Origin of the sequence: Streptomyces erythrochromogenes (assembly GCF_040684695.1) — a bacterium.
GTDB lineage: Bacteria > Actinomycetota > Actinomycetes > Streptomycetales > Streptomycetaceae > Streptomyces > Streptomyces erythrochromogenes_C.
In genome coordinates, this window is the sequence record NZ_JBFBGM010000005.1 from 132,149 (window position 1) to 156,166 (window position 24,018).

A 24,018-nucleotide genomic window follows, 5' to 3' on the forward strand; every position below is an offset into this window, starting at 1 on the left:
AAGCTACAGGGTCCGGACTGCGCATCGTCGCGCGGCCCGGACCCTGTGCTTCACATCGTGGTTTCAGCCCTGGAAACTCAGAGCTGGCCGCCGACGAAGACCGTCAGGTCCACGAGGCGGTTGGAGTATCCCCACTCGTTGTCGTACCAGCCGACGACCTTGACCTGCTTGCCCTGGACCATGGTCAGGGAGGAGTCGAAGGTGCAGGACGCCGGCCAGTTCACGATGTCGGAGGAGACGATCGCGTCCTCGGTGTAGTCGAGGATGCCCTTCAGCTGGCCCTCGGAGGCCTTCTGGAAGGCGGCGTTGATCTCGTCCTTGGTGACCTCGCGGTCGAGCTCCAGCACGAGGTCGGTGACCGAGCCGGTCGGGACCGGGACGCGCATGGCGATGCCGTCCAGCTTGCCCTTGAGCTGCGGGAGGACCAGCGCGGTGGCCTTGGCGGCACCGGTGGAGGTCGGGATGATGTTCTCGGCGGCGGCGCGGGCGCGGCGCAGGTCCGAGTGCGGGAAGTCCAGGATGCGCTGGTCGTTCGTGTAGGCGTGGACCGTCGTCATCATGCCCTTGACGATGCCGAAGTTCTCGTCCAGGACCTTCGCCATCGGCGCCACGCAGTTCGTGGTGCAGGACGCGTTGGAGATGACGTGGTGGCTGGCGGCGTCGTACTTGTCCTGGTTGACGCCCATCACGATGGTGATGTCCTCGTCCTTGGCCGGGGCCGAGATGAGGACCTTCTTCGCGCCGGCCGCAAGGTGCTTGGCGGCGTCGGCCTTCTTCGTGAAGATGCCGGTCGACTCGATGACGATGTCGGCGCCCAGCTCTCCCCAGGGGAGGTTGGCGGGGTCGCGCTCGGCGAAGGTCTTGAAGGTGTTGCCGCCGACGGTGATGGTGTCGTCGGTGTGGGACACCTCGGCCTTGAGGCGGCCCAGAATGGTGTCGTACTTGAGAAGGTGCACCAGGGTGGCGTTGTCAGTCAGGTCGTTGACACCGACGATCTCGATGTCCGCTCCCTGCTCCAGGAGGGCCCGGAAGTAGTTGCGGCCAATGCGGCCAAAACCGTTGATGCCTACGCGGATCGTCACGAACCGATCTCCTCGTTGGTGCGCCGGTGAGAGCGCCGGCGAGCTGAAATGGGATGTCCCCGACCGCTTACGACCCTACCTCTCCGTGAGCTTTTGGGTGACATCGGTCGAGGGCTGACACTCCCCCCACTTCGCCGGGGTATCCCCTGCGAGGCCCGCTCCGGACGCTCCGGTGCGGGCCTCGGGGACCTTGGTCCCGGTCACTCAGGGTGAGCGTCGAGGATGGCGCTGATCAGCGGTTGAGCGAGCGGAGCGCCTTACCGACTAGTAGGGCGCGGTCCGCCGCCGCGGGCAGGTGTTCCAGGCCGAAGCCCAGAAGTACGGTGTCACGCGTGGTCACCGAGGCGAAGGACCGGAAGAGCTCTCCGGTGCGGGTCCAGTCGCCCGCGACGTCGGGGCTTCCGGCCGGTGCGCCCTGGGCGGCCCAGGCGCCGAGGGAGGTCTCGAACCCCTCGACGGCCTGCTCCCCACTGCCGGTCGACAGGCGTGCCTCGTCCGCGAAGACGCCGCGTCCGGCCGAGCCGGGGTCGGTGATGTAGGAGAGCGAGAGCTCGACGGACCGGCCCGCGTAGGCGCTCAGGTCGAAGGTGACCTGCTTCCAGCCGCCGGAGGACCCGGTGAAGGTGTTCCACTGGCCGCTGGTGCCCTGCGCGGTGCAGCCGCCGCCGTCCAGGGTGAGGTAGTGGCGCAGGAACGGGTGGCCGTTGATGAAGAACCCGGCCTCGCACTCCTCCGGTACGGCCGCGCTGCTCAGGCCGCCGGCCTCCGGCAGCATGGTCCAGTCGTCGCCGCCGGCGCTGCGGGCCTCCAGCGCGGCGTGGTCGTAGCCCTCCTCGGTGTTCCAGTTGAGGGCGAGCTTCAACTGCGGCCTGTCGGCCGCGGTGACGCCGGTGAGGTCGACGGTGCGCACCAGCCGCTTCCAGTCGCTGTCGGTGTGCAGCGCCGAGGCCATCCCGGTGCCGGCGTAGGGGGCGTACGGGTTCGTGATCCCGGTGTACTGCCCCGCCTGCGCGCTCTTGAACTGCGGGAACTGCGCCGGCGCCAGGGTGTCGGAGGTGACCGTGTAGGCGCCGGGGGCGTTCAGCGGGTTGCCCGCGGCGTCCCCGAGGCCGCCCTTGGCGTCCTGCAGGGCCCCGGTGCCGGCGAAGCCGGTGGCCCCGGGGGTGCTGGTGCGGCCGTAGGCGCCGAGCCAGTACTGGCTGAAGTCGTTGGTGACGGCGCGCCCGACCTGGGCGTTGCCGCCGGCCAGCTCACCGGCCTCGATCAGCCGGCCGCCCTCGTTCAGGAAGTCGCGCACCGCCAACTGCGTGTCCCCGCCGGGCGACTTGGCTCCGGTGTAGTGGACGGCCGTGCCGAAGTGGGAGAGCACCCCGAGGTGGTGCGGGACGCCCTGGACGGCGACGTCCCAGACCGCGGCGGAGCGGCCGTTGGCGCGCAGCGCGTCGACGTACGTCTGGGCGTGCTGGGCGGTGGCTCCTTCCTCGGCGATCACCAGGACGTCCGCGCGCGGCCGCTCGGCCACCGTGTACGTGAAGTGCTCGCTGGAGACCTGCCTGCCGGAGCGGTCGCGGCCGGTGAACCAGACCTCGACCCTGTCGCCGGGCCGGGCGCCCTCGACCTCGGCGCGGTACTCGTCGAACCAGTTGTTGTCCTCGCCGCCGTAGACGTCGCCGCCCTTCCAGGCCTTGAGGTCCTCGTCGTGGGTGCGGCCGCCGTTGATCCGGTAGTTGAGCTCCTTGTCCTTGAGCGCCTTGCGGGCCGTGACGGCGACCTCCTGGTCCTGTCCGCGGGCCGCGTAGGAGGTGGTGAAGGGGTCCGGGGTGAAGTCGGCGGCGCTCAGGCCGACGGAGGACGCCGGGCGGTCCGGGTGCGCCGCGCTCTCGCCGACCGCGAGGGCGAAGGGCACGTTCTTGGCGAACTCCGCCTGGATGAGCTTCTCGTCGTCCGGGAAGTTGAAGCCGGAGGCGCAGTCCTCTGGCTTCCACTGGTCGTTCGGGTCGCTCGCGGAGGCGGTCTGGCAGGTGGTCATCTCCGGCGTGAACATCATGATGCCGTTGACGTTGGCGCCGTGACCGTCGGCCTCGCCGTTGGTGGTGTAGAGCTCCGAGGACACCTGCGGGTAGTAGCCGGGGACCGCCGGGTTCTCGGGGGTGCCTGCGAGGGCCTTGTAGGCGATGTCGTCGGGGGTGGGGGTGGCCACCTGCCAGCCCACGCCGTAGAGGATCAGCTCGGCGGCGGAGTGGTAGTTGATGGCGTAGTCGAAGCCGATGCGCTTCTCGAAGGCGTCGAGGGCGGTGGTCTCGGGCTCGGAGGAGGCCTTGGGGCCGCGGTAGGTCTCGCTGGCCTGGTTGGGCGAGGAGCCCTCGTTGTCGTAGCCCCACTTGTAGGCGAAGTTGCGGTTGAGGTCGACCCCGTCGCCGGTGGTGATCTTCCCGTCGCCGTTGTTGTCGCGCACGTTCTTGCGCCACAGCCGCTGGCTGTCGGCGGCGTGCGTGTAGTCGTAGCCGTCGGGGTTGGCGCTGAGCAGGAACCACAGCTCGCTGGAGTCCACCAGCTTCGTGATCCGCTGGTCCTTGCCGTAGTTGTCGAGGGTGTGGTGCATCAGCCGCCGGGTCATCTCGGGGGTGATCCACTCGCGGGCGTGCTGGTTGGACATGTACAGCACGGAGGGCTTGGAGCCGTCCCTGGTCTTCTTCGCGTTCTTGCTGACCTTGAGCGCCAGGATGTCCTTGCCCTGGACGGTCCTGCCGATGGAGACGACCTTGGTGAGCGCCGGGTTCTCCTGGGCCGTGCGCAGGATCTCCTCCTGGAGGCCGCCCTTGCCGCTGTACGGGCGGAACACGCCGTCGCCGGCGGCCTTGGCCCGGGCCAGGCCCTGGGCCGGGATCGTGCGCTCGGCGAGCCGGACGCCCTGGGCGGCGAGTTCGCCGGCCTGGGATCCGGTGAGGAAGAGCTCGACCCGGGCGGTCCCGCTCTCCGGGGCGCGCTCGGTGAGCTCGTGGGCGTCCTGGCCCGCGGCGAGGACGAGCGGCACCTGTTCCTTGGTGATGTCGGCGTCGTAGACCCTCACCTCCTCGGCGCCGGACGCGCCGGCGGTGCCGGGCCGGGCCTGGGCCGCCGCGGGCAGCGCGGCGAGTGTGGTTCCGAGAACGAGTGCGCTTGCGGCGAGGACGACTCTCGCGCGGTGACTCATGTGCCCCCCTGGGCGTCGGCTGCCACGAAAGGTTCGGACGCCAGACTCAAGACCGGCCCATGCTCATGTCAATGGGGCATACCGCGAAGGGGCCCGCACGAGTGATCGCGCGGGCCCCTTCTGCCGTAGGTCTTCCTGCTAGCCGGCCATGTTGTCGGCCATCTCCTCGCTGAGGTCGAGGTTGGACTCGGTGCCCGGAATGCCGAGGTCCTGGGCCCGCTTGTCGGCCATCGCCAACAGGCGCCGGATCCGGCCGGCGACCGCGTCCTTGGTCAGCGGCGGATCGGCGAGCGCTCCCAGCTCCTCCAGGGAGGCCTGCTTGTGCTCCATGCGCAGCCGGCCGGCGGCGGCGAGGTGCTCGGGGACCTCCTCGCCGAGGATCTCCAGGGCGCGCTGCACGCGGGCTCCGGCGGCCACGGCGGCCCGGGCGGAGCGGCGCAGGTTGGCATCGTCGAAGTTGGCGAGGCGGTTGGCGGTGGCGCGCACCTCGCGCCGCATCCGCCGCTCCTCCCACGCCAGCACCGACTCGTGGGCGCCGAGGCGGGTCAGCAGGGCGCCGATGGCGTCGCCGTCGCGGACCACGACCCGGTCCACTCCGCGCACCTCGCGCGCCTTCGCGGCGATGGAGAGCCTGCGGGCGGCGCCCACCAGGGCCAGGGCGGCCTCCGGGCCGGGGCAGGTGACCTCCAGGGAGGAGGACCGGCCCGGTTCGGTGAGCGAGCCGTGGGCCAGGAAGGCGCCGCGCCACGCCGCCTCGGCGTCACAGGTGGCCCCGGAGACCACCTGCGGGGGAAGACCCCGGATGGGGCGTCCGCGGCCGTCCACGAGGCCCGTCTGGCGCGCCAGCTGGTCGCCGCCGGCCACGACGCGGACCACGTAGCGGCTGCCGCGGCGCAGTCCGCCGGGCGCCATCACCACGAGGTCGGAGGAATGGCCGAAGATCTCCAGGATGTCCTTGCGGAGCCGTCTGGCGGCGATCCCGGTGTCCAGCTCCGCCTCGATGACGATGCGGCCGCTCACCAGGTGCAGCCCGCCCGCGAACCGAAGGATCGCCGAGACCTCCGCCTTCCTGCAGCAGGTCCGGGTGACGGGCAGGCGGGAGATCTCGTCCTTCACCGCAGGCGTCATCGCCATGGGCCGATCCTTCCATGCATCCGAAAAATACGGTCGTACGCGGCGGCCAGCAGCTCCGGGTCGTGCTTCGGCGAGCCGTCCTGCCTGGCCACGGGCGCCAGCTCGACCGCGGCACCGAACCGTTTCGCGGCATCGGCAAGGGACTCGCGGTCGGGCACGGCGGCCTCGTCGGCCAGCACCACGTCCAGGGCGAGTTTAGGGGCGTGTCGGGCCAAAACCTCCAAATGACGCTGCGGAGAGAAGCCCTCTGTTTCGCCGGGCTGCGGCGCGAGGTTCAGCGACAGGACCCGCCGGGCCTTGGTCTCGACGAGAGCGTCCAGCAGTTCCGGCACCAGCAGGTGCGGGATCACGGAGGAGAACCACGAGCCCGGGCCCAGCACCACCCAGTCGGCGTCCAGCACCGCCGCGACGGCCTCCGGCACGGCCGGCGGGGCGCTCGGCACGACCTGTACGGAGAGCACCTCGCCCGGGGTGAGGGCCACGGTGGCCTGCCCGCGGACGGTGTCGACGTCCTCGGGGCGGGCCGGGTCGTGGCCCCTGACCAGGGCCTGGAGCTCCAGCGGGACCGCCGACATCGGCAGTACCCGGCCCTGTGCGCCGAGCAGCCGGCCGACCAGGTCGAGGGCCTGGACGGGGTCGCCGAGCTGTTCCCACAGCGCGACGATCAGCAGGTTGCCGACGGCGTGCCCGTGCAGGTCGCCCTCGGACTGGAAGCGGTGCTGGATGACCCGGGCCCAGGTCTGGCCCCAGTCGTCGTCCCCGCACAGCGCGGCGAGGGCCTTGCGCAGGTCGCCGGGCGGCAGCACGCCGAGCTCCTCCCGGAGCCGGCCGCTGGAGCCGCCGTCGTCGGCGACGGTGACCACGGCGGTGAGGTCACCGGTGATCCGGCGCAGGGCGGCGAGGGAGGCCGACAGGCCCTGTCCGCCGCCGAGCGCGACCACCTTGGGCGTGGCGCCCCTCCGGCGGCCGGAGCGGCCTGCGCCGTCCTCTCCCCGTCCCGGGGTGAGGCGCCGCAGGCGGCTCAGCCGCGGGGTCCGTGCGGTCACTCGCGCCCCATGTCCCGGTGGACGACGACGGTCTCGACTCCCTCGGAGGCGAGGCGGGCGGCGAGCTTCTCGGACATGGCGACGCTGCGGTGCTTGCCGCCCGTGCACCCGACCGCGATGGTCACGTACCGCTTGCCCTCGCGACGGTAGCCGGTGGCGATGAGCTGGAGCAGCTCGGTGTAGCGGTCGAGGAACTCCTTGGCGCCGGGCTGGCTGAAGACGTACCCCGACACCTCCTCGTTGAGCCCGGTGAAGGGACGCAGCTCCGGGACCCAGTGCGGGTTCGGGATGAAGCGGCAGTCGACGACGAGGTCGGCGTCGACGGGGAGGCCGTACTTGTAGCCGAAGGACATGACGGTGGCCCGCAGCTCGGGCTCCTCGTCCCCGGCGAACTGGGCGTCCATCTTGGCGCGCAGCTCGTGCACGTTCAGGCTGGAGGTGTCGATCACCAGGTCGGCGTCGCCGCGCAGCTCGCGCAGGAGGTCGCGCTCGGCGGCGATGCCGTCGGTGATGCGGCCGTCGCCCTGGAGCGGGTGCGGGCGGCGGACCGACTCGAAGCGGCGGACCAGCGCGTCGTCGGAGGACTCCAGGAAGACGATGCGGCGGGTGACGCCCTTGCTGTCGAGGTCGGCGAGGGACTCGCGCAGGGCGTCGAAGAACTGGCGGCCGCGGACGTCGACGACGACCGCGATGCGGGCCACGTTGCCCTGGGAGCGGGCGCCGAGCTCCACCATGGTGGGGATCAGCGCCGGCGGGAGGTTGTCGACGACGAACCAGCCGAGGTCCTCCAGACACTTGGCCGCCGTGCTGCGGCCGGCCCCGGACATACCGGAGATGATCACCAGCTCGGGGATGCCCGCCTCGGCGGTCTCGCCGGGCTCCACTGTCGTGCCCGTACTCACCTGTGCTCCGTCTCGGTCGTGCGTGGTCTCGTGCTCGGTCATTGCTCGGTCCCCCGTTCGGACGATGCTCCCGCTGGCGCGGGGTTCTCATCCTCAATGATCTCTCCTGTGGCCGTATTGACGGCAGGACCGGCGGGGACCGCCCCGGCGAGGGCCGCGGCCACGGTTTCGGCCGTCTTCCGTCCTATGCCCGGGACCTCGCAGATCTGGTCGATTGTCGCCTGTCTCAGCTTCTTCACCGAACCGAAGTGCTTCACGAGGGCCTGTTTGCGGCTCTCGCCGAGGCCGGGCACCTCGTCCAGCGGCCCCGACTTCAGGCGCTTGCCGCGCTTGCTGCGCTGGTACTGGATGGCGAAGCGGTGGGCTTCGTCACGTACCCGCTGGAGCAGGTAGAGGCCCTCGCTGGTGCGGGGCAGGACGACGGGGTCGTCCTCGCCGGGCAGCCAGACCTCCTCCAGCCGCTTGGCGAGGCCGCACACGGCGACGTCGTCGATGCCGAGCTCGTCCAGGGCCCGCCGGGCGGCGGCCACCTGCGGCTGCCCGCCGTCGACCACGACGAGCTGGGGCGGGTAGGCGAAGCGCTTGGGCTTCCCGTCGTCCTCGGACGGCCCGTCCTCGCCGTCCTGGGGGTCCCACTCCCCCGTCTTGGACTTCTCCGCGAGGTAGCGGCGGAAGCGCCGGGAGACCACCTCGTGCATGGACCGGACGTCGTCCTGCCCCTCGAAGGACTTGACCTGGAAGCGCCGGTACTCGCTCTTGCGGGCCAGGCCGTCCTCGAAGACGACCATGGACGCGACGACGTCGTCCCCCTGCAGGTGGGAGATGTCGAAGCACTCGATGCGCAGCGGTGCGCCGTCGAGCTCCAGGGCCTCGGCGATCTCCTCCAGGGCGCGGGAGCGGGTGGTGAGGTCGCTGGCGCGCTTGGTCTTGTGCAGGGCGAGGGACTGCTGGGCGTTGCGGTGGACGGTCTCCATCAGCGCCTTCTTGTCGCCGCGCTGCGGTATCCGCAGGCTGACCTGGGACCCCCGGCGGTCGGCGAGCCACTGGGCCAGCGCGGGCGTGTCCTCGGGGAGCGCGGGGACCAGTACCTCCTTGGGGACGGACTCGCCCTTCTCCTCGCCGTAGAGCTGCTGGAGGGCGTGCTCGACCAGGCCGGCGGTGTCGACGGCCTCGACCTTGTCGGTGACCCAGCCGCGCTGGCCGCGGACGCGTCCGCCACGGACGTGGAAGATCTGTACGGCGGCTTCGAGCTCGTCCTCGACGACGGCGATCAGGTCGGCGTCGGTGGCGTCGGCGAGCACCACGGCGTTCTTCTCCATGGCCCGGCGCAGCGCCCCGATGTCGTCGCGCAGCCGGGCGGCCTTCTCGTACTCCATGTCCTCGGCCGCGATGTGCATCTCCTTCTCCAGCCGGGAGAGGTAGGCACCGGTGCGGCCGGCCATGAAGTCGCAGAAGTCCTCGGCCAGTTCGCGGTGCTCCTCGGGGGTGACCCGGCCGACGCAGGGCGCGGAGCACTTGCCGATGTAGCCGAGGAGGCAGGGGCGGCCGATCTGGGCGGAGCGCTTGAACACTCCGGCGGAGCAGGTCCGCACGGGGAAGACCCGCAGCATCAGGTCGACGGTCTCGCGGATGGCCCAGGCGTGGGCGTACGGACCGAAGTAGCGCACGCCCTTCTTCTTGGGCCCCCGCATGACCTGGACCCGGGGGTACTCCTCGTTCAGGGTGACGGCGAGGGAGGGGTAGCTCTTGTCGTCGCGGTACTTGACGTTGAACCGGGGGTCGTACTCCTTGATCCAGGAGTACTCCAGCTGGAGCGCCTCGACCTCGGTGGAGACCACGGTCCATTCCACGGAGGCGGCCGTGGTCACCATGGTGGCGGTACGGGGGTGCAGGCCGGCGACGTCCTGGAAGTAGTTGGCCAGGCGCTGGCGCAGGCTCTTGGCCTTCCCGACGTAGATCACCCGGCGGTGCTCGTCGCGGAATCTGTAGACCCCCGGGGAGTCGGGGATCTGCCCCGGCTGGGGGCGGTAGCTGGAAGGGTCGGCCATGCCAACCACCCTACTGGCGCGCGCCGACAACGAACCGTAGCCCTCCGGGCCGGTCTGCGGATCCGCGCGCCCCGCAGACCGGGTCCCGGGGCACCCGAACCAGCCTCGCCGGCGATCGAGGCACGGGGCCGGGGCGAAGCCCCAGGGCACCCCAACCAGCCCCGCCGGCGATTGCGGCACGGGGCCGGGGCGAAGCCCCGGGGCACCCGAACCAGCCCCGCCGGCGTTTGAGGCGCGGGGCCGGGGCGGAGCCCCGGGGCACGGTGGAAGGGCGGGGCGGGGAGAGCCGCCCGCAGGGCCCGGCCCCGGGGTGGGGGGCGGGCCGGGCCCTGCGGGGGGGGCCGCTCAGGCCTGCGGGCCCGCCCGGCGGGAGCGCCGCACGGCGGCCGCACCCAGCGCCCCGAGCGCCAGCACACCGGCCCCCGCCGCCCAGGGCACCTCGGCCCCCTCGGCAGCGACCGGCACGGCATCGGCATCCGCACCGGCCTCGGCGTACCCTCCCGCCGCGCCGCGCTCGGCGTACGGGGAGCCGGGGAGCTTGTCCCCGTAGGCCGTGGCGACCCGCGCCCGGTAGCCGCCGAGCGTCGTGCCCGCGGCGCCCACGGCGCGCACGGCGTCCTCGTCCAGCGGCAGCACCCGGTTTCCGCCGGCCACGTACCAGGCGTCGATCTGCGGTTCCCGGAACACCGTCCCGCCGGGCAGTTTCGCAGCGCCCAGTTGCGCGTAGCGGAACTCGTCGTCGCCGGTGGCGATGTTCACCACCTGCCAGCCGGCCTCCGTCCGGGCGGTCCACAGGGCGGCCTGCTGCCCGTCGGAGGAGACCGCCCTGCTGGCGAGGAACTCCAGGCGGGCCACCGGCGCACCCGCCCGGCCCGCGACGAAGTCCGGGGAGAGGTGGTGGACCGGTATGGCCTCGCCCTCGATGCGGGGCTGCGCGGCGGCGAGGGAGACCTTGCCCTCCCGGGCGAAGAACCGGGAGAGCGTGGCCAGGGTGTCGGGGGCGGTCGCCGCCTGCGCGGCGGCCGCCCTGTTCTCGGCGGTGGCCGCCGGGGGCTGCGGCACGGGAGCCGCGGCGACGGGGGCCGCTGCGGCGGCCTGCGGGGCGAGCCCGAGGAGGGCGGTGGCGGCGAGGACGGCCGCGGCGGCCGAAGCGCGCAGGGTCATGGTGCTCACGCCCCGATCCGGTAGAGGGAGTGGGTCCAGGAGAAGGTGTTGTTGTTGACGTACCAGGCGTGGGAGGCCCAGTTGTAGCGGTCGCTGGAGGGCCAGGGGTCGCCCCAGTAGACCCAGTTGTTCGCGGTGTCGTAGCCGTAGACGACGTGCATGTGGCCGCCGCCGTTCGACCACTGGATGCGGGTCTCGATCGGGCGGTTCGCGTTGATCTCGGTCTGGACGGTGGAGTACTGCAGCCAGCCGTTGACGTACGAGCCGGGGTTGACGCCCGCCCAGCGCAGCCCGGTCTGGACGTTGCCGAGGGTGGCCTGGTTGTTCGGGCACTCGGTGCCCTGCTGGCGGTTGAAGGCGGCGTTGCAGAACTGGTTCTGGCTGTAGTTGCGGCCGAACCAGGTGGCGATGGTGTTGCCGCCCGCGGCCCAGCACCAGTTGGTCTTCTGCTGGGCCTGCATGGTGATGTTCAGGCGCTTTTGCGCCAGGGCGAGGGCGGGACCCGTGTCGGCATCGGCGGCGGTGGCGGTGCCGGCGGGCAGGGCGAGGAGCAGGGCGGTGAGAACGGCGGTGAGGAGGGCGGCCGGGGAAAGCCGCCGGTTTCGGTTGCGCATCGCGTTCCTCCCGAGGTGGGGAGTGGGGGTGGAGGAGCGCGTCCGGACGCTGTGGAGGAGCATCAGGGAGTTGTCGCGATCAGGTCAACGCGCTTCAATACGCGATGACGTTGCAGTGTGAACGGTGGGACTGCGGTGTGAACGGTTGCTGTCGTTTCACCTGGTCCCCCGGAGCTGCCGCCGTGATCCCCCACCTCGGCGCGTGTGAACGTTCACAGAGGAGTCGCCATGCGGCCTTCCACGGATCCGGCGAACACGGCGGAACTGAACCGGCTGCTGCGCGGCGGCCCCTTCCACCTCGCCCTGCGCGCCGCCCTCGCCGCCCGCGGGCTGCCCCTCCAGCGGGTGCAGCACCGGCTGGCCGCGCAGGGCATCAAGGTCGGCGTGACCAGCCTCAGCTACTGGCAGCAGGGCGCCCGCAGACCGCGCCAGCCGGAGTCCCTGCGGGCCGTCACCGCCCTGGAACGGATCCTGGAGCTGCCCGACGGCGCCCTGGTCAGACTGCTGGCCGTCCCGGACCCGGCGGCCGTCACGGGGCCCGCCGCCCGGCCGGCCGGACGCTCCTACCGGGCCCTGTTCAGCGGGGGCGGGACGGTGGAGCGGCTGCTGGACGGCATGGAGCTCCCGCCGGACGGCGGACTGCACTCGCTCGGCCACCACGAGCGCGTCCGCATCGGAGCGGCGGGCGAGCTGCGGGGCCGCGAGTCCCAGCAGATCGTCCGGGCGCACCGGGACGGGGTCGACCGCTACCTCGCCGTGCACCACGGCGACCCGGGCTGCGACGTCTCCCGGGTGCGCGTGACGCCGTACGAGAACTGCCGTACCGGCCGGGTACGGTGCCACCCCGAGGCCGGGGTGGTGGTCGCCGAGCTGCTCTTCGACGCCCGGCTGAGGCGCGGTGACACCTACGTCTTCGGCTACGGCGTCGAGGACGGCACGGGCCCGCGCAGCGGCGAGTACGTGCGCGGCTTCAGCTACGCGGGCGGCCAGTACATGCTCCAGGTCCGCTTCGACGCGGCGGCCCTCCCGGTGCGCTGCCGGCGGTTCGCCCGTACCGGACCGGACGCCCCGCGCACCGGCCTGGCGGACCTGACGCCGAGCGGGCGGCACCGGGCGGTGCACCTGGTGGAGCAGTCGGTGCGGCGCGGGATCCTCGGGATCGCCTGGGACTGGGACTGATCGGGGCGGCTCCGTGCGGCCCGGTGCCACCAGGTGACGGCCCGTACGGATCAGCCCGCGACGAGCTTGCCGTTCTCCGCACGGACGGGCACCTCGGGCAGCGGCCGGTCGGCCGGCCCCTGCAGGACCTTGCCCGTGGAGACGTCGAACCGGCTGCCGTGGCAGGGGCAGTTCCCCTGCCCCTCGACGATCTTGTCGAGTACGCAGCCCGCGTGCGTGCACTGGGCGCTGAACGCCTTGTACTGGCCCTCCGCCGGGCAGCTGACGATCAGCTTCCGCTCCCGGTAGAGCTTCGCGCCGCCCACCGGGACCTCGGCCGCCGCGCCCAGGTCGACGGGTGCGGTGGGGGTCGGCGGAGTGGTGCCGCCGCTGTTGGTCTCCGTGGAGCAGGCCGTGAGCGCCGCCCCGGCGCCGGCGGCCCCCGCGAGCGCGGCGGCGCCCTTGAGGACGGTACGGCGGGCGGCGGACTGCGGCGCGGACATGCGGTTCTCCAGGGGTGCGGGCGCGGTGGGGCCGGGTGGTGCGGGCACGGACGGGGGCACGGGCCGGTTCCGGACCCGGGCACCGGCCCACCCGACGATACCGGCGTCCCATGGAGTACCTTCCTCCGCGTGATCGTCGTCGGCGGAGAAGCCCTCATCGACCTGGTGCCCGCGGCCGGACCGCCGGGCGCGCTGCTGCCCCGGCCGGGCGGCGGGCCGTACAACACGGCGCGCGCCCTCGGCCGGCTCGGCGCGGAGGCCGCCTTCTGCTCCCGGGTCTCGACGGACGGGTTCGGCGAGAGCCTGCTGGCCGGGCTGCGGGCCGCCGGGGTGGACGTCTCGCTCGTCCAGCGCGGGCCGGAGCCGACCACCCTCGCCGTGCCCTCCCTCGCCCCGGACGGCTCGGCCTCGTACGGCTTCTACGTCGAGGGCACCGCGGACCGGCTGTTCACCCTGCCGCCCGCCCTCCCGGAGGGGGCACGGGCCCTGGCGCTCGGCACCTGCTCGCTCGTCCTGGAGCCGGGCGCGAGCGCGTACGAGGCCCTGCTGCGCCGGGAGTCGCGGCGCGGGCTGCTGACCCTGCTGGACCCCAACATCCGGCCGGCGCTGATCGCGGACCCGGCGGGCCACCGCGCCCGCCTCACGGAGCGGCTGCTGCCGCACACGGGCATCCTCAAGCTGTCGGAGGAGGACGCGGCCTGGCTGGGCGGGCGGGTCGGGGACTGGCTGGCGGCCGGCCCCTCGGCGGTGGTGCTGACCCGTGGCGCGGCGGGCCTGACGGTCTGGACGCGGGAGGGCGCCGAGCACTCGGCGGCGGCCCGTCCGGTCACGGTGGCGGACACGATCGGGGCGGGTGACACCGTCAACGCCGCCCTGCTGCACCGCCTGGCGGCGGATCCGGGAGCCCCGGTGGACTGGCCGGACGTCCTGGCCTACGCCGCCCACGCGGCGGCCCTGACCTGCACCCGCCCGGGAGCGGAACCCCCGTACGCGTCGGAACTCGACGCCTAGCCTCCCGGCCGGCGGCGGAACTCGGCGCACAGCCGCCGGCCGGTACGCGCGCCGCGGCGGCCTGCCGATCGGCACCGCAGGTCACCGGCACCGGCTCCCGATCGCCTGCGGGGAGCGCGAGTCCGCACCGCGGCCGGGGCCACCCTCGACCTGCCTGCCGCCGGACGGCAGGAGGGGCCCGGCACGGCTGCCGGGCCCCTCCTGTTCCGCTGAGCCGAGCGCAGCGACTAGGCCTTGCGGGCCCGCGCCGTCGTCTTCTTGGCCGCCGTCTTCTTGGCGGGGGCCGCCTTCTTCGCCGCGGCCGTCTTCTTGGCCGGGGCCTTCTTCGCCGCCGCCCGCACCGGGGCCGCCGCCGCGTCGGAGACCCGGTCGGCGCCCAGGATGTCCCGCAGGAACTTGCCCGTGTGGCTCGCGCCCACCGAGGCCACCTGCTCGGGCGTGCCCTCGGCCACCACCAGGCCGCCGCCGTAGCCGCCTTCGGGGCCCATGTCGATGACCCAGTCCGCGGTCTTGATGACGTCCAGGTTGTGCTCGATGACGATCACCGAGTTGCCCTTGTCGACCAGCCCCGACAGCACCTTGATCAGCTTCGAGATGTCCTCGAAGTGCAGGCCCGTCGTCGGCTCGTCCAGCACGTACACCGTCCGGCCCGTCGAGCGCTTCTGCAGCTCGGAGGCCAGCTTCACGCGCTGCGCCTCACCGCCCGACAGGGTCGGCGCGGACTGGCCGAGGCGGACGTAGCCCAGTCCGACCTCGTTCAGCGTCTTGAGGTGGCGCGCGATCGTCGGCACCGCCTCGAAGAAGCCCAGCGCCTCCTCGATCGGCATGTTCAGGACTTCCGCGATGGACTTGCCCTTGTAGTGGACCTCCAGCGTCTCCCGGTTGTACCGGTCGCCGTGGCAGACCTCGCACGGGACGTAGACGTCCGGCAGGAAGTTCATCTCGATCTTGATCGTGCCGTCGCCGGAGCAGTTCTCGCACCGGCCGCCCTTGACGTTGAAGGAGAAGCGGCCCGGCAGGTAGCCGCGCACCTTCGCCTCCATCGTCTCGGCGAAGAGCTTGCGCACGTGGTCGAAGACGCCGGTGTAGGTCGCCGGGTTGGACCGGGGCGTCCGGCCGATGGGCGACTGGTCGACGTGCACCACCTTGTCGACGAGGTCGTCGCCGTCGACACGGGTGTGGCGGCCCGGCACCGATCGGGCGCCGTTCAGCTCGCGGGCCAGGTGCGTGTAGAGGATGTCGTTGACCAGCGTCGACTTGCCCGAGCCCGACACACCGGTCACGGCCGTCAGCACGCCCAGCGGGAAGGACACGTCGATGTCCCGGAGGTTGTTCTCCTTGGCCCCGTGGACGGTCAGCCTGCGCTCGCCGTTCACGGGCCGGCGGATGTCCGGGATCTCGATGGACTTCTTCCCCGACAGGTACTGCCCGGTCATCGACTCGGTGTTCTTCAGCAGTTCCTTGAGCGAACCGCTGTGGACCACCTTGCCGCCGTGCTCGCCCGCGCCCGGACCGATGTCCACGACCCAGTCGGCCACCTTGATGGTGTCCTCGTCGTGCTCGACGACGATGAGGGTGTTGCCCATGTCCCGCAGCCGCACCAGCGTCTCGATCAGGCGGTGGTTGTCCCGCTGGTGCAGGCCGATGGACGGCTCGTCCAGCACGTAGAGCACGCCGACCAGGCCGGAGCCGATCTGGGTGGCGAGCCGGATGCGCTGGGCCTCGCCGCCCGACAGGGTGCCGGCGGCCCGGTTGAGGGAGAGGTAGTCCAGGCCGACGTCCACGAGGAAGCGCAGCCGCTCGTTGACCTCCTTCAGGACCCGCTCGGCGATCTTCTTGTCGCGGGCGTCGAGGCGCATCCGCCCCAGGAAGTCCGCGCACTCGCTGATCGACATGGCGGCGACCTCGGCGATGGACTTCTCCATCACCGTCACCGCGAGCACGATCGGCTTGAGGCGGGTGCCCTCGCAGGTGGGGCAGGGCACCTCGCGCATGTAGCCCTCGAAGCGCTCGCGGCTGGCGTCGCTCTCCGACTCCGCGTGGCGCCGCTTCACGAACGGCACGGCGCCCTCGAAGGCCGTGGTGTAGGCCCGCTCGCGCCCGTAGCGGTTGCGGTAGCGGACCTCGATCTGCGTCCGGTGGCCGTACAGCAGGGCCTTCTTCGCGCGCACCGGCAGTCCGGCCCACGGGATGTCCGTGCGGAATCCGAGCTCGCCGGCGAGCGCGCCGATCAGCCGCTGGAAGTAGTCCTTGGTGTGGCCGAGCGACCACGGGGAGACGGCGCCCTCGTCGAGGGACTTGTCCTCGTCCGGGACGATCAGCTCCGGGTCCACCTCCATGCGCGTGCCGATGCCGGTGCACTCGGGGCAGGCGCCGAAGGGCGAGTTGAAGGAGAAGGAGCGCGGCTCCAGCTCCTCGAAGGACAGGTCGTCGTACGGGCAGTAGAGGTGCTCGGAGTACATCCGCTCACGCTCGGGGTCGTCCTCGGCGAGGTCGACGAAGTCCAGGATGACCATGCCGCCGGAGAGGCCGAGGGCCGTCTCCACGGAGTCGGTGAGCCGGCGCTTGGCGCTGTCCTTGACGGTGAGGCGGTCGATGACCACCTCGATCGTGTGCTTCTCCTGCTTCTTCAGCGTCGGCGGCTCGGAGAGCTGGATGGTCTCCCCGTCCACCCGCGCCCGGCTGTAGCCCTTGGTCTGGAGGTCGGCGAAGAGGTCGACGAACTCGCCCTTGCGCTCGCGCACCAGCGGCGAGAGCACCTGGAAGCGGCTGCCCTCGGGGAGCGCGAGCACCTTGTCGACGATCGCCTGCGGCGACTGCCGCGAGATGGGCCGGCGGCATTCGGGGCAGTGCGGCTTGCCGATGCGGGCGAAGAGGAGGCGCAGGTAGTCGTAGACCTCGGTGATGGTGCCGACGGTCGAGCGCGGGTTGCGCGAGGTGGACTTCTGGTCGATCGAGACGGCCGGGGAGAGGCCCTCGATGAAGTCGACGTCGGGCTTGTCCATCTGCCCGAGGAACTGACGGGCGTACGACGAGAGCGACTCGACGTAGCGGCGCTGACCCTCGGCGAAGATCGTGTCGAAGGCCAGGGAGGACTTGCCCGACCCGGAGAGTCCGGTGAAGACGATGAGCGAGTCGCGGGGCAGGTCGAGCGAGACGTTCTTGAGGTTGTGCTCGCGAGCGCCACGAACGATGAGACGGTCGGTCACGCCGGTCCGCACCTTTCTTGAGAGAGCGGGGGGCACGGCCCCCGTCCCAGGGTATGGGGGGCGCCTCTGCGGTGGAGATGGAGTCTGGACTTCGAGCGTATAGCACGCACATTCGATTTACGGCACTCCGCAGACCTCTTCACCCGATCGTGTGGCCAGGGGCTCCGCGCACTAGGCTCGAAGCCATGACTGATCATGTGCACGACCTGCGATCTGTACGTGAAGCCACGGACCGACTGCTGACCGCGGTCGCGAAACTGGACAACGCCGCCCTGTCCGAGGAGTCACACCTCCCGGGCTGGACCCGGGGCCACATCCTGGCCCACCTCGCACGCAACGCCGACGCCCTCCTGAACGTCTTCGAGGGCCGCCCGATGTACGAGAGCGGCGAGGCGCGCGACGCGGACATCGCACGCGACGCCGGCCGGCCCCTGGAAGAACACCTGACGGACCTCCGTGATTCCGGGGCCCGCTTCCTCGCCACCACCGAGCACGACCAGGACTGGTCCCGCACCGTCGAGCTGCGCAACGGCGTCACGGACCTCGCCTCGAACGTGCCCTTCCGCCGCTGGGTCGAGGTGGACCTCCACCACGTGGACCTCAACATCGGCTACGAGCTCTCCGACCTCCCGGAGGAGTTCACCGACCGCGAGATCGCCTTCCTCGCCGACCGCTGGTCGGGCCGCCCGGAGGTGCCCGCGACGGCCCTGGCCGCCGCCGACGGGCGCACCTGGCGCACCGGCTCCGCCGGGGACCCGGCCGTGACCGTGTCCGGCTCCCCCGCCGCCCTGCTCGCCTGGCTGGCCGGCCGGGGCGACAAGGGCGCCTCCCTGACCGCCACCGGCGGCCCGCTGCCCGTGCTCCCGCCGCTGTAGGAAGACACCTCTAGGATCAACACATGACGTACACCGGAGAGGTCAAGGTCGGCGGTCCGGCCGACGTGCACGAACTCGCGGACCTGATGATTTCCAAGGTCGCGGTGGGTTCGATGAACAACAACGCGTACCTGCTGCGCTGTCGGGCCACCGACGAGCAGCTGCTCATCGACGCGGCGGCCGAGGCGCAGACCCTGCTGAACCTGATCGGTGACGACGGCATCGCCTCCGTCGTCACCACCCACCGCCACGGCGACCACTGGGGCGCGCTCGCGGAGGTCGTGGCGGCCACCGGCGCGCGGACCTACGCGGGCGCCCTCGACGCCGAGGGCATCCCGGTCGCGACCGATGTCGCGGTCGCGGACGGGGACACCGTGCGCGTGGGGCGGGTCGAGCTGACCGCGCGGCACCTGGTCGGCCACACCCCCGGCTCGATCGCGCTGGTCTACGACGACCCGCACGGCCACGCGCACGTGTTCACCGGCGACTGCCTCTTCCCGGGCGGCGTCGGCAACACCCACGACGACCCGGAGGCCTTCAAGAGCCTCCTCGACGACGTGCAGCACAAGCTCTTCGAGCAGCTGCCCGACGAGACCTGGGTCTACCCGGGCCACGGCAACGACACCACCCTCGGCGCGGAGCGTCCGCACCTGGCGGAGTGGCGCGAGCGCGGCTGGTAGGAGCCGTCCGGGGATCGCAACGCGTCAACTTCGGTACGCGGAGCACTCCTTCCGGTCGTTGACGGCCGAACTCATGTCCCGGCGGGCGGGGAGGCGGTATTTGGTGCGGCATGCATCAGGACCCCTCCCCGCCCCCCGCCCCGGCCGCCTCTCCCGCCCCGGCCGCGCCGGCCGCCGAAGACGGCGGCCCCGCCCGGCCCGGCATGCTGCGGCTCGCCTCCGCGGCGCTCGCCGGGACCGCCATCGAGTTCTACGACTTCTTCGTGTACGGCACGGCCGCCGCCCTCGTGCTCGGCCCGCTCTTCTTCCCCTCCTTCTCGCCGCTCGCCGGGACCCTCGCCGCCTTCGGCACCTTCGGCGTGGGCTTCCTCGCCCGCCCGCTGGGGTCCGCCGTCTTCGGCCACATCGGCGACCGCTACGGCCGCCGCCCGGTCCTGCTGGCGTCCCTGCTGCTCACCGGCCTCGCCACGGTCGCGGTCGGCTGCGTGCCGACGTACGGGACGATCGGCATCGCCGCGCCCGTGCTGCTGCTCCTGCTCCGCTTCCTCCAGGGCCTGGGGCTCGGCGGGGAGTGGGGCGGGGCGGTGCTGCTGACCGCCGAGCACGCGCCGGAGCACCGGCGGGGACTGTGGGCGAGCTTCCCGCAGATCGGCCCGGCCGTGGGGTTCCTGCTGGCCAACGGCCTGATGCTGGGGCTGTCCGCCTCGCTGACCGACGCCCAGTTCACCTCCTGGGGGTGGCGCGTGCCGTTCTGGGCGGCCGGGCTGCTGGCCCTCGCCGGGTTGTGGCTGCGCCGCTCGGTGGAGGAGACCCCGCAGTTCCGTGCGCTCGCGGCGACCGGGCGGCGGGCCGACGCACCGCTCACCGAGGTCTTCCGGGGCCACTGGCGGCTGCTCCTGCTGACCGGCGGGGCCCTCGCCGTGGGCTACGCCGTCTTCTACGCGGTCACCACCTGGTCCCTCGCCTACGCCACCGAACACCTCTCCGTGGGCCGCACGACGATGCTGGCCTGCATCATGGCGGCCGTGGCGTTCAAGGGCCTGATGACCCCGCTGCTGGCGATGCTCGGCGACCGCTACGGGCGCCGGCCGCTGTGCCTGGCCGGCTGTGCGGCCAGCGCCGTGTGGATGTTCCCGCTGGTGGCGCTGTTGCGGACGGCCGACCCGCTCCTGATGACGCTGGGCTTCGCGGTGGCGCTGCTGGGCATGGTGACGATGTTCTCGGTGGTGGGCGCATACCTGCCGGAGCTGTACGCCCCGCGGATCCGCTGCACGGGGGCGGCCGTCGGCTACAACCTGGGCGGTGTGCTGGGCGGGGCGCTGACCCCGATCGTGGCGACGGCGCTGGCGGACGGCTCCGGTCCGCCGTGGGCGGTCGCGGCGTACCTCACCGCGATCGCCCTGGTCAGCCTCGGGTGCTTCGCGCTGCTGCCGGAGACCAACCCCCTGGTGACGGGGAAGCCGTCGGGAACGGAGACCGGGGCGAGGAAGACGGAAACGGGGGCGGCCGAAACGGCCGCCCCCGTCTAGAACCGGGAACCGGGTCAGGCGTCGATGCGCTCCGTCGGGGCGGCGGCCTCGGCCGCCGCCTGCTTCTTCGAGGCGATCAGGCTGGTGATCGTGGTGATGACCAGGACACCGCAGATGACGCCGAGGGAGACCGGGATCGAGATGACCGGGACGTGGACCCCGGACTCGTGCAGGGCGTGCAGCACCAGCTTGACGCCGATGAACCCGAGGATGATCGACAGGCCGTAGCTGAGGTGGACCAGCTTCTTGAGCAGGCCGCCGATGAGGAAGTACAGCTGGCGCAGGCCCATCAGCGCGAAGGCGTTGGCCGTGAAGACGATGTACGGGTCCTGGGTGAGGCCGAAGATGGCGGGGATCGAGTCCAGCGCGAACAGCACGTCGGTGGTGCCGATGGCGAGCATGACGATCATCAGCGGCGTCATGATGCGCTTGCCGTTGTTGACGATGAAGAGCTTGGTGCCGTGGTACTGGTCGGCGACGCCGAACTTCTTCTCGACGGACTTCAGCAGGCGGTTCTCCTCGAACTCCTCCTCGTCCTCGTCCTTGCGCGCCTCCTGGATCAGCTTCCAGGCGGTGTAGATCAGGAACGCGCCGAAGATGTAGAAGACCCAGCTGAAGCTGGCGATGATCGCGGCGCCGGCGGCGATGAAGACCGCGCGCAGGACGAGTGCGATCAGCACGCCGATGAGCAGCACGCGCTGCTGGAGGTGGGAGGGCACCGCGAACTTCGCCATGATCAGGACGAAGACGAAGAGGTTGTCGACGCTCAGGGACTTCTCGGTGATGAAGCCCGCGAAGAACTCCTGCGACGCCTGGGGGGTGCCGAAGAACCACAGGCCGAGACCGAAGAGCACGGCGAGGACGATCCAGACGACCGTCCAGGTACCGGCTTCCTTGATCGATACGTCATGGGGCTTGCGGCCGATGAAGAAATCGGCGCCGATGAGCAGGGAGAGACCGAGGATGGTCGCGACCCACAGGGCCCAGGAAACTTCCATGGTGAATACGCCTCCGGCGGATGGCTCAGCACTTCGTCAGCGTCATCGCTGCCGGAGGTCTCTTCCACCCGGGCGGCCTGGAGGCCGTGGGCCGACGCCCCGGGACGACTTGCGCTCATTCAAACGCAAGCGTCCGTATTGACGGGCACGCCGTAGCAGGAAAGCAGGAATACTCCCCTCCGCGGGGACGAGCTTACCCGCCGAAGGCGGTAAAGGTAAAGGGAATGCCAAAGGATGGTCACGTACGGGTAGTGCGCCGGGCCTCCGCCACCCGGTCGAGGGCCTGGTCGAGGACCCTGCTGGTCTGCGGCGGAAGGTCCGGTTCGAAGGTCCAGGCGTGGTGCACCCAGGGGTCCGCGAGGTGGTTGTCCGGCACCGGCGAGAGCCGCATCAGCGAGCGCCACAGCGGGTCCAGCAGCGGCCCGTAGGCGGAGGCCTCGTCGCGGTCGGCGACCATCAGCAGGTGCACGCCGACCGCCGCGCCCTCGTCCGCGAGGTAGCGCAGCTGGTTGACGGCCCGGTCGTCGAAGCCGTGCGGGAAGTCGTGCACGATGAGCAGCTGGTCGGCCGTGTCCACGTCGGGCGGCAGGTCCTCGGGGGCTCCGGCCTTCAGCGCCATCTGTACGAGGTCCACCCGGCGGGTCAGCCCGGCCAGCGTCCCGGACACCCCCGTGGCCCCGGCGGCGGGCGGCGCGGCCAGCACCCCGGCCCGCACCAGGGGCTCCAGGGAGGCGGCACCCGCCCCGGCCGCGTCGATGACGTGGACGGAGAACCGGTCGGCGGGGTGGACGGCGAGCAGCCGCACCGCGTGGGCGACGGCCATGTCCATGGCGGTGCGGCGCAGCCGGTCGGTGTCCATGGCCATCGCGGCCTCGGAACCGGTGCGGCCGTTGTCGATCCACAGCCCGCGCTCCAGCGGGACCCGGACCAGCATGGGGATGCGCAGGTCGGGCCGCTCGGGCAGGTGCAGGTCGCCCAGGCGCAGGGCGAGGGGGCCCTCCTCCGGCATGCGGTGGCCGTGCCAGACGGGGTTGTCCCAGCGGGCGTACGAGGCCGGCAGCGCGGGCTCGACGACCTCGGACTCGGCGATCAGCTGGGCGAGGTCGCGGTCGAGGACGGCCTGGGCCTGGGCGACCAGTTCCTCGCGGCGGGCCCGGGCGGTGTCGCGGGCGGCGTTCCCGGAGCCGCCGATGCGGTGGCGCGGGTCCGAGAGGGCGTCGTCGAGCTCGCGGTCCATGCGGTTGTCGGCGAACTCCACGGCGCTGCGGTAGGCGGCGACGGTGCGCGCCAGGTCCTCGAACATGCCCCAGACCTGGTTGTAGAGCCGTTCGTCCATGGACCAGCCGCTGGCGTCGCCGGCGACCGGCCGCGGGGGCTGCCCGGGCTCCGCGGCCGCGGCGGCCCGCGGGGCCGGCTCGGGCGGCTCGCTGCTGGTGCGGCGGCGGCGCGGGTGGGTGTAGCTGATCGTGGGCGGGGAGCCGTCGCCGGCGGTCGCGGGACCGGGCGTGCCCGCGTACGGGACGCCGGAGACCGGGAGCGGGTCCGGGGGCTCCGGGGCGGGCGCGGGGGCCCGGTCCGGGGTCCGCGGGGCGTGCAGGTCGCCGACGAGGGTGGGCATCGTCGCGAGCGTCACGTCGGCGTCCTTCACCGGGGCGGCGGCGCCCAGCGCGGCGGCGGCCAGCTCCCGGGCGGCCGGTGCGGGCATCCCGCCGTCGGCGAGGAGGGCGCCCAGGCCGTCGGCGTAGCCCTGGCCGACGGCGCGGACCTTCCAGGCCTCCTGGCGCCGGTACAGCTCCAGGGCGATCACGGCGGTCTCGGCGTCCAGCCCGGTGAGGGTGTAGCCCGCGATCTCGGTGCCGCCGTCGGGGGCGGCCACGGCCACGTGGGAGGCCGGGACCGCGCCGAAGCGGACCGGGCCGCCGGGCGGCAGGACGAGCAGCACGCCGACGCGGTGGACGTCCGCCGCGACGGCGTCGAGGTCCACGGCGAAGGTGTGCCGGTCGGCGAGGTCCGCCGGCGCATGCACGCCGGGGAGGGACCTGGCGCCCGGGTGGGCCAGGACCTCGGTGCCGGTGAGCCGGCCCTGTTCGTCGGCGAGCGAGGCCAGGGCGAGCACGGGCGTGCCCGCCGAAACCCTGATCTCCACCGCGCTCTGGGACACGGGGTGGTTCTGCCCCCGGACCAGTTCGGCCGTCATCGTGCAGCCCCTCCCCCGTGCCTTTTCTCTTCTTCCGGTACTGCCGGTCGTGCTACAGGTGCGGCAGGATCGCCGGCATCAGGTCCTGGAAGGTGCGGCCGTTGGCCGGGTTGCCCAGGGCCGTCATCTGCCAGCCGGAGCCCACGCGGGACACCTTCGCCATGATCTGCGCGGTGTACGCGCCGCCGCCGTCGAGGGTGTAGCGGGCCAGCTCCTGGCCGTTGGTCTCGTCGACGATGCGGCAGAAGGCGTTCTGCACCTCCTGGAACGTCTGGCCGGTGAAGGAGTTCACCGTGAAGACGATCTGGTCGATGTGGACCGGCACGCGCTGGAGGTCGACGAGGATCGCCTCGTCGTCCCCGCCCTGGCCGACGCCGCCGACGAGGTTGTCGCCGGTGTGGCGCACCGAGCCGTCGTCGCTCTGCAGGTGGCGGAAGAAGACCACGTCGACCGGCTGCTTGTCGGCGAAGAGCACCGCCGACGCGTCGAGGTCGATCTCCCGCGTCCGCGAGCCGAACAGTCCGCGGCGCTTCGCCGCCTGCCAGCCCAGGCCCATCCGGACCGCGGTCAGCGTGCCTCCGTCCGCCTTCTGCAGACTGATGGCCTGACCCTTGGTCATGTTGACCGTCACGCGCGTCCCCTCTCCATAGCCCGCCCCAGTTGACTGGTGCGCAG

At 72.2% G+C, this 24,018-nt stretch carries 18 protein-coding genes; 5 read left to right on the forward strand and 13 right to left on the reverse strand.

Features of this window, described 5'->3' with window-relative positions; genetic code table 11:
• Window positions 1–77 precede the first annotated feature (77 nt).
• The 8 genes from gap to AB0O53_RS11095 all read right to left on the reverse strand — a co-directional run bounded on the left by gap (window position 78) and on the right by AB0O53_RS11095 (window position 11,183).
• Window positions 78–1,082: a type I glyceraldehyde-3-phosphate dehydrogenase gene (gene gap, locus AB0O53_RS11060; RefSeq protein ID WP_350994860.1), complete on the reverse strand. Its 1,005-nt coding sequence runs from the start codon at window positions 1,080–1,082 to the stop codon at window positions 78–80.
• Window positions 1,083–1,314: 232 nt separating this feature from the next.
• Window positions 1,315–4,275 carry a M14 family metallopeptidase gene (locus AB0O53_RS11065; protein ID WP_365194630.1) on the reverse strand — a complete coding sequence of 987 codons (2,961 nt, stop codon included), beginning with the start codon at window positions 4,273–4,275 and terminating at the stop codon, window positions 1,315–1,317.
• 138 nt (window positions 4,276–4,413) lie between these two features.
• Window positions 4,414–5,409: a DNA-binding protein WhiA gene (gene whiA, locus AB0O53_RS11070; protein ID WP_030009075.1), complete on the reverse strand. Its 996-nt coding sequence runs from the start codon at window positions 5,407–5,409 to the stop codon at window positions 4,414–4,416.
• Entirely contained in the window at window positions 5,400–6,455 is a 1,056-nt protein-coding gene (locus AB0O53_RS11075; RefSeq protein ID WP_350994865.1) for a gluconeogenesis factor YvcK family protein, read from the reverse strand. The genes whiA and AB0O53_RS11075 overlap by 10 nt, the downstream gene beginning before the upstream one ends.
• Window positions 6,452–7,399, reverse strand: coding sequence for an RNase adapter RapZ (gene rapZ, locus AB0O53_RS11080; RefSeq protein ID WP_350994867.1), 948 nt, complete (start codon window positions 7,397–7,399; stop codon window positions 6,452–6,454). Before rapZ ends, AB0O53_RS11075 begins: the two co-directional genes overlap by 4 nt.
• Window positions 7,396–9,405, reverse strand: coding sequence for an excinuclease ABC subunit UvrC (uvrC, locus tag AB0O53_RS11085; protein ID WP_365194634.1), 2,010 nt, complete (start codon window positions 9,403–9,405; stop codon window positions 7,396–7,398). Before uvrC ends, rapZ begins: the two co-directional genes overlap by 4 nt.
• A 345-nt stretch (window positions 9,406–9,750) precedes the next feature.
• On the reverse strand, window positions 9,751–10,569 hold the full coding sequence (locus AB0O53_RS11090) for a hypothetical protein (RefSeq protein WP_350995084.1): 819 nt from the start codon (window positions 10,567–10,569) through the stop codon (window positions 9,751–9,753).
• Window positions 10,570–10,574: 5 nt separating this feature from the next.
• Window positions 10,575–11,183 (reverse strand): papain-like cysteine protease family protein, encoded by a 609-nt coding sequence (locus AB0O53_RS11095; RefSeq protein ID WP_350994871.1) that lies wholly within the window; start codon window positions 11,181–11,183, stop codon window positions 10,575–10,577.
• A gap of 228 nt (window positions 11,184–11,411) precedes the next feature.
• Between AB0O53_RS11095 and AB0O53_RS11100 the strand changes: the two genes are divergently transcribed.
• Window positions 11,412–12,362 (forward strand): hypothetical protein, encoded by a 951-nt coding sequence (locus AB0O53_RS11100; RefSeq protein WP_350994873.1) that lies wholly within the window; start codon window positions 11,412–11,414, stop codon window positions 12,360–12,362.
• A gap of 50 nt (window positions 12,363–12,412) precedes the next feature.
• Here the strand turns inward: AB0O53_RS11100 and AB0O53_RS11105 are convergent, their stop codons facing one another.
• The gene (locus AB0O53_RS11105) at window positions 12,413–12,844 is read right to left on the reverse strand and encodes a Rieske (2Fe-2S) protein (protein WP_350994875.1); all 432 of its coding nucleotides are present in this window, start codon (window positions 12,842–12,844) and stop codon (window positions 12,413–12,415) included.
• A 129-nt stretch (window positions 12,845–12,973) separates the two neighbouring features.
• Between AB0O53_RS11105 and AB0O53_RS11110 the strand changes: the two genes are divergently transcribed.
• The gene (locus AB0O53_RS11110) at window positions 12,974–13,855 is read left to right on the forward strand and encodes a carbohydrate kinase family protein (RefSeq protein ID WP_350994877.1); all 882 of its coding nucleotides are present in this window, start codon (window positions 12,974–12,976) and stop codon (window positions 13,853–13,855) included.
• A gap of 227 nt (window positions 13,856–14,082) precedes the next feature.
• On the opposite strand, the gene uvrA is transcribed toward AB0O53_RS11110, so the two are convergent.
• Window positions 14,083–17,064: an excinuclease ABC subunit UvrA gene (gene uvrA, locus AB0O53_RS11115; protein ID WP_350994879.1), complete on the reverse strand. Its 2,982-nt coding sequence runs from the start codon at window positions 17,062–17,064 to the stop codon at window positions 14,083–14,085.
• A gap of 185 nt (window positions 17,065–17,249) precedes the next feature.
• Here uvrA and AB0O53_RS11120 point away from each other — a divergent pair, with 185 nt between their 5' ends.
• From AB0O53_RS11120 to AB0O53_RS11130, 3 genes are all read left to right on the forward strand, one after another.
• Window positions 17,250–17,939: a maleylpyruvate isomerase family mycothiol-dependent enzyme gene (locus tag AB0O53_RS11120; RefSeq protein WP_365194639.1), complete on the forward strand. Its 690-nt coding sequence runs from the start codon at window positions 17,250–17,252 to the stop codon at window positions 17,937–17,939.
• A 23-nt stretch (window positions 17,940–17,962) separates the two neighbouring features.
• Window positions 17,963–18,619 carry an MBL fold metallo-hydrolase gene (locus tag AB0O53_RS11125; protein WP_365194642.1) on the forward strand — a complete coding sequence of 219 codons (657 nt, stop codon included), beginning with the start codon at window positions 17,963–17,965 and terminating at the stop codon, window positions 18,617–18,619.
• A gap of 203 nt (window positions 18,620–18,822) precedes the next feature.
• Window positions 18,823–20,148: an MFS transporter gene (locus AB0O53_RS11130; protein ID WP_365194837.1), complete on the forward strand. Its 1,326-nt coding sequence runs from the start codon at window positions 18,823–18,825 to the stop codon at window positions 20,146–20,148.
• 14 nt (window positions 20,149–20,162) lie between these two features.
• On the opposite strand, the gene AB0O53_RS11135 is transcribed toward AB0O53_RS11130, so the two are convergent.
• The 3 genes from AB0O53_RS11135 to AB0O53_RS11145 all read right to left on the reverse strand — a co-directional run bounded on the left by AB0O53_RS11135 (window position 20,163) and on the right by AB0O53_RS11145 (window position 23,974).
• Window positions 20,163–21,146: a TerC family protein gene (locus AB0O53_RS11135; protein WP_350994885.1), complete on the reverse strand. Its 984-nt coding sequence runs from the start codon at window positions 21,144–21,146 to the stop codon at window positions 20,163–20,165.
• A 238-nt stretch (window positions 21,147–21,384) separates the two neighbouring features.
• Window positions 21,385–23,343, reverse strand: a complete 1,959-nt coding sequence (locus AB0O53_RS11140) for a TerD family protein (protein ID WP_365194645.1) — start codon at window positions 23,341–23,343, stop codon at window positions 21,385–21,387.
• Window positions 23,344–23,395: 52 nt separating this feature from the next.
• Entirely contained in the window at window positions 23,396–23,974 is a 579-nt protein-coding gene (locus tag AB0O53_RS11145; protein WP_046775365.1) for a TerD family protein, read from the reverse strand.
• Between the last annotated feature and the right edge of the window lie 44 nt (window positions 23,975–24,018).

Bases quoted from the DNA above. Each gene is read 5' to 3' on its own strand.
- AB0O53_RS11065 (WP_365194630.1), bottom strand. From the start codon at position 4,275: ATGAGTCACCGCGCGAGAGTCGTCCTCGCCGCAAGCGCACTCGTTCTC.
- whiA (WP_030009075.1), bottom strand. From the start codon at position 5,409: ATGGCGATGACGCCTGCGGTGAAGGACGAGATCTCCCGCCTGCCCGTC.
- rapZ (WP_350994867.1), bottom strand. From the start codon at position 7,399: ATGACCGAGCACGAGACCACGCACGACCGAGACGGAGCACAGGTGAGT.
- uvrC (WP_365194634.1), bottom strand. From the start codon at position 9,405: ATGGCCGACCCTTCCAGCTACCGCCCCCAGCCGGGGCAGATCCCCGAC.
- AB0O53_RS11090 (WP_350995084.1), bottom strand. From the start codon at position 10,569: ATGACCCTGCGCGCTTCGGCCGCCGCGGCCGTCCTCGCCGCCACCGCC.
- AB0O53_RS11095 (WP_350994871.1), bottom strand. From the start codon at position 11,183: ATGCGCAACCGAAACCGGCGGCTTTCCCCGGCCGCCCTCCTCACCGCC.
- AB0O53_RS11100 (WP_350994873.1), top strand. From the start codon at position 11,412: ATGCGGCCTTCCACGGATCCGGCGAACACGGCGGAACTGAACCGGCTG.
- AB0O53_RS11105 (WP_350994875.1), bottom strand. From the start codon at position 12,844: ATGTCCGCGCCGCAGTCCGCCGCCCGCCGTACCGTCCTCAAGGGCGCC.
- AB0O53_RS11120 (WP_365194639.1), top strand. From the start codon at position 17,250: ATGACTGATCATGTGCACGACCTGCGATCTGTACGTGAAGCCACGGAC.
- AB0O53_RS11125 (WP_365194642.1), top strand. From the start codon at position 17,963: ATGACGTACACCGGAGAGGTCAAGGTCGGCGGTCCGGCCGACGTGCAC.
- AB0O53_RS11130 (WP_365194837.1), top strand. From the start codon at position 18,823: ATGCTGCGGCTCGCCTCCGCGGCGCTCGCCGGGACCGCCATCGAGTTC.
- AB0O53_RS11135 (WP_350994885.1), bottom strand. From the start codon at position 21,146: ATGGAAGTTTCCTGGGCCCTGTGGGTCGCGACCATCCTCGGTCTCTCC.
- AB0O53_RS11140 (WP_365194645.1), bottom strand. From the start codon at position 23,343: ATGACGGCCGAACTGGTCCGGGGGCAGAACCACCCCGTGTCCCAGAGC.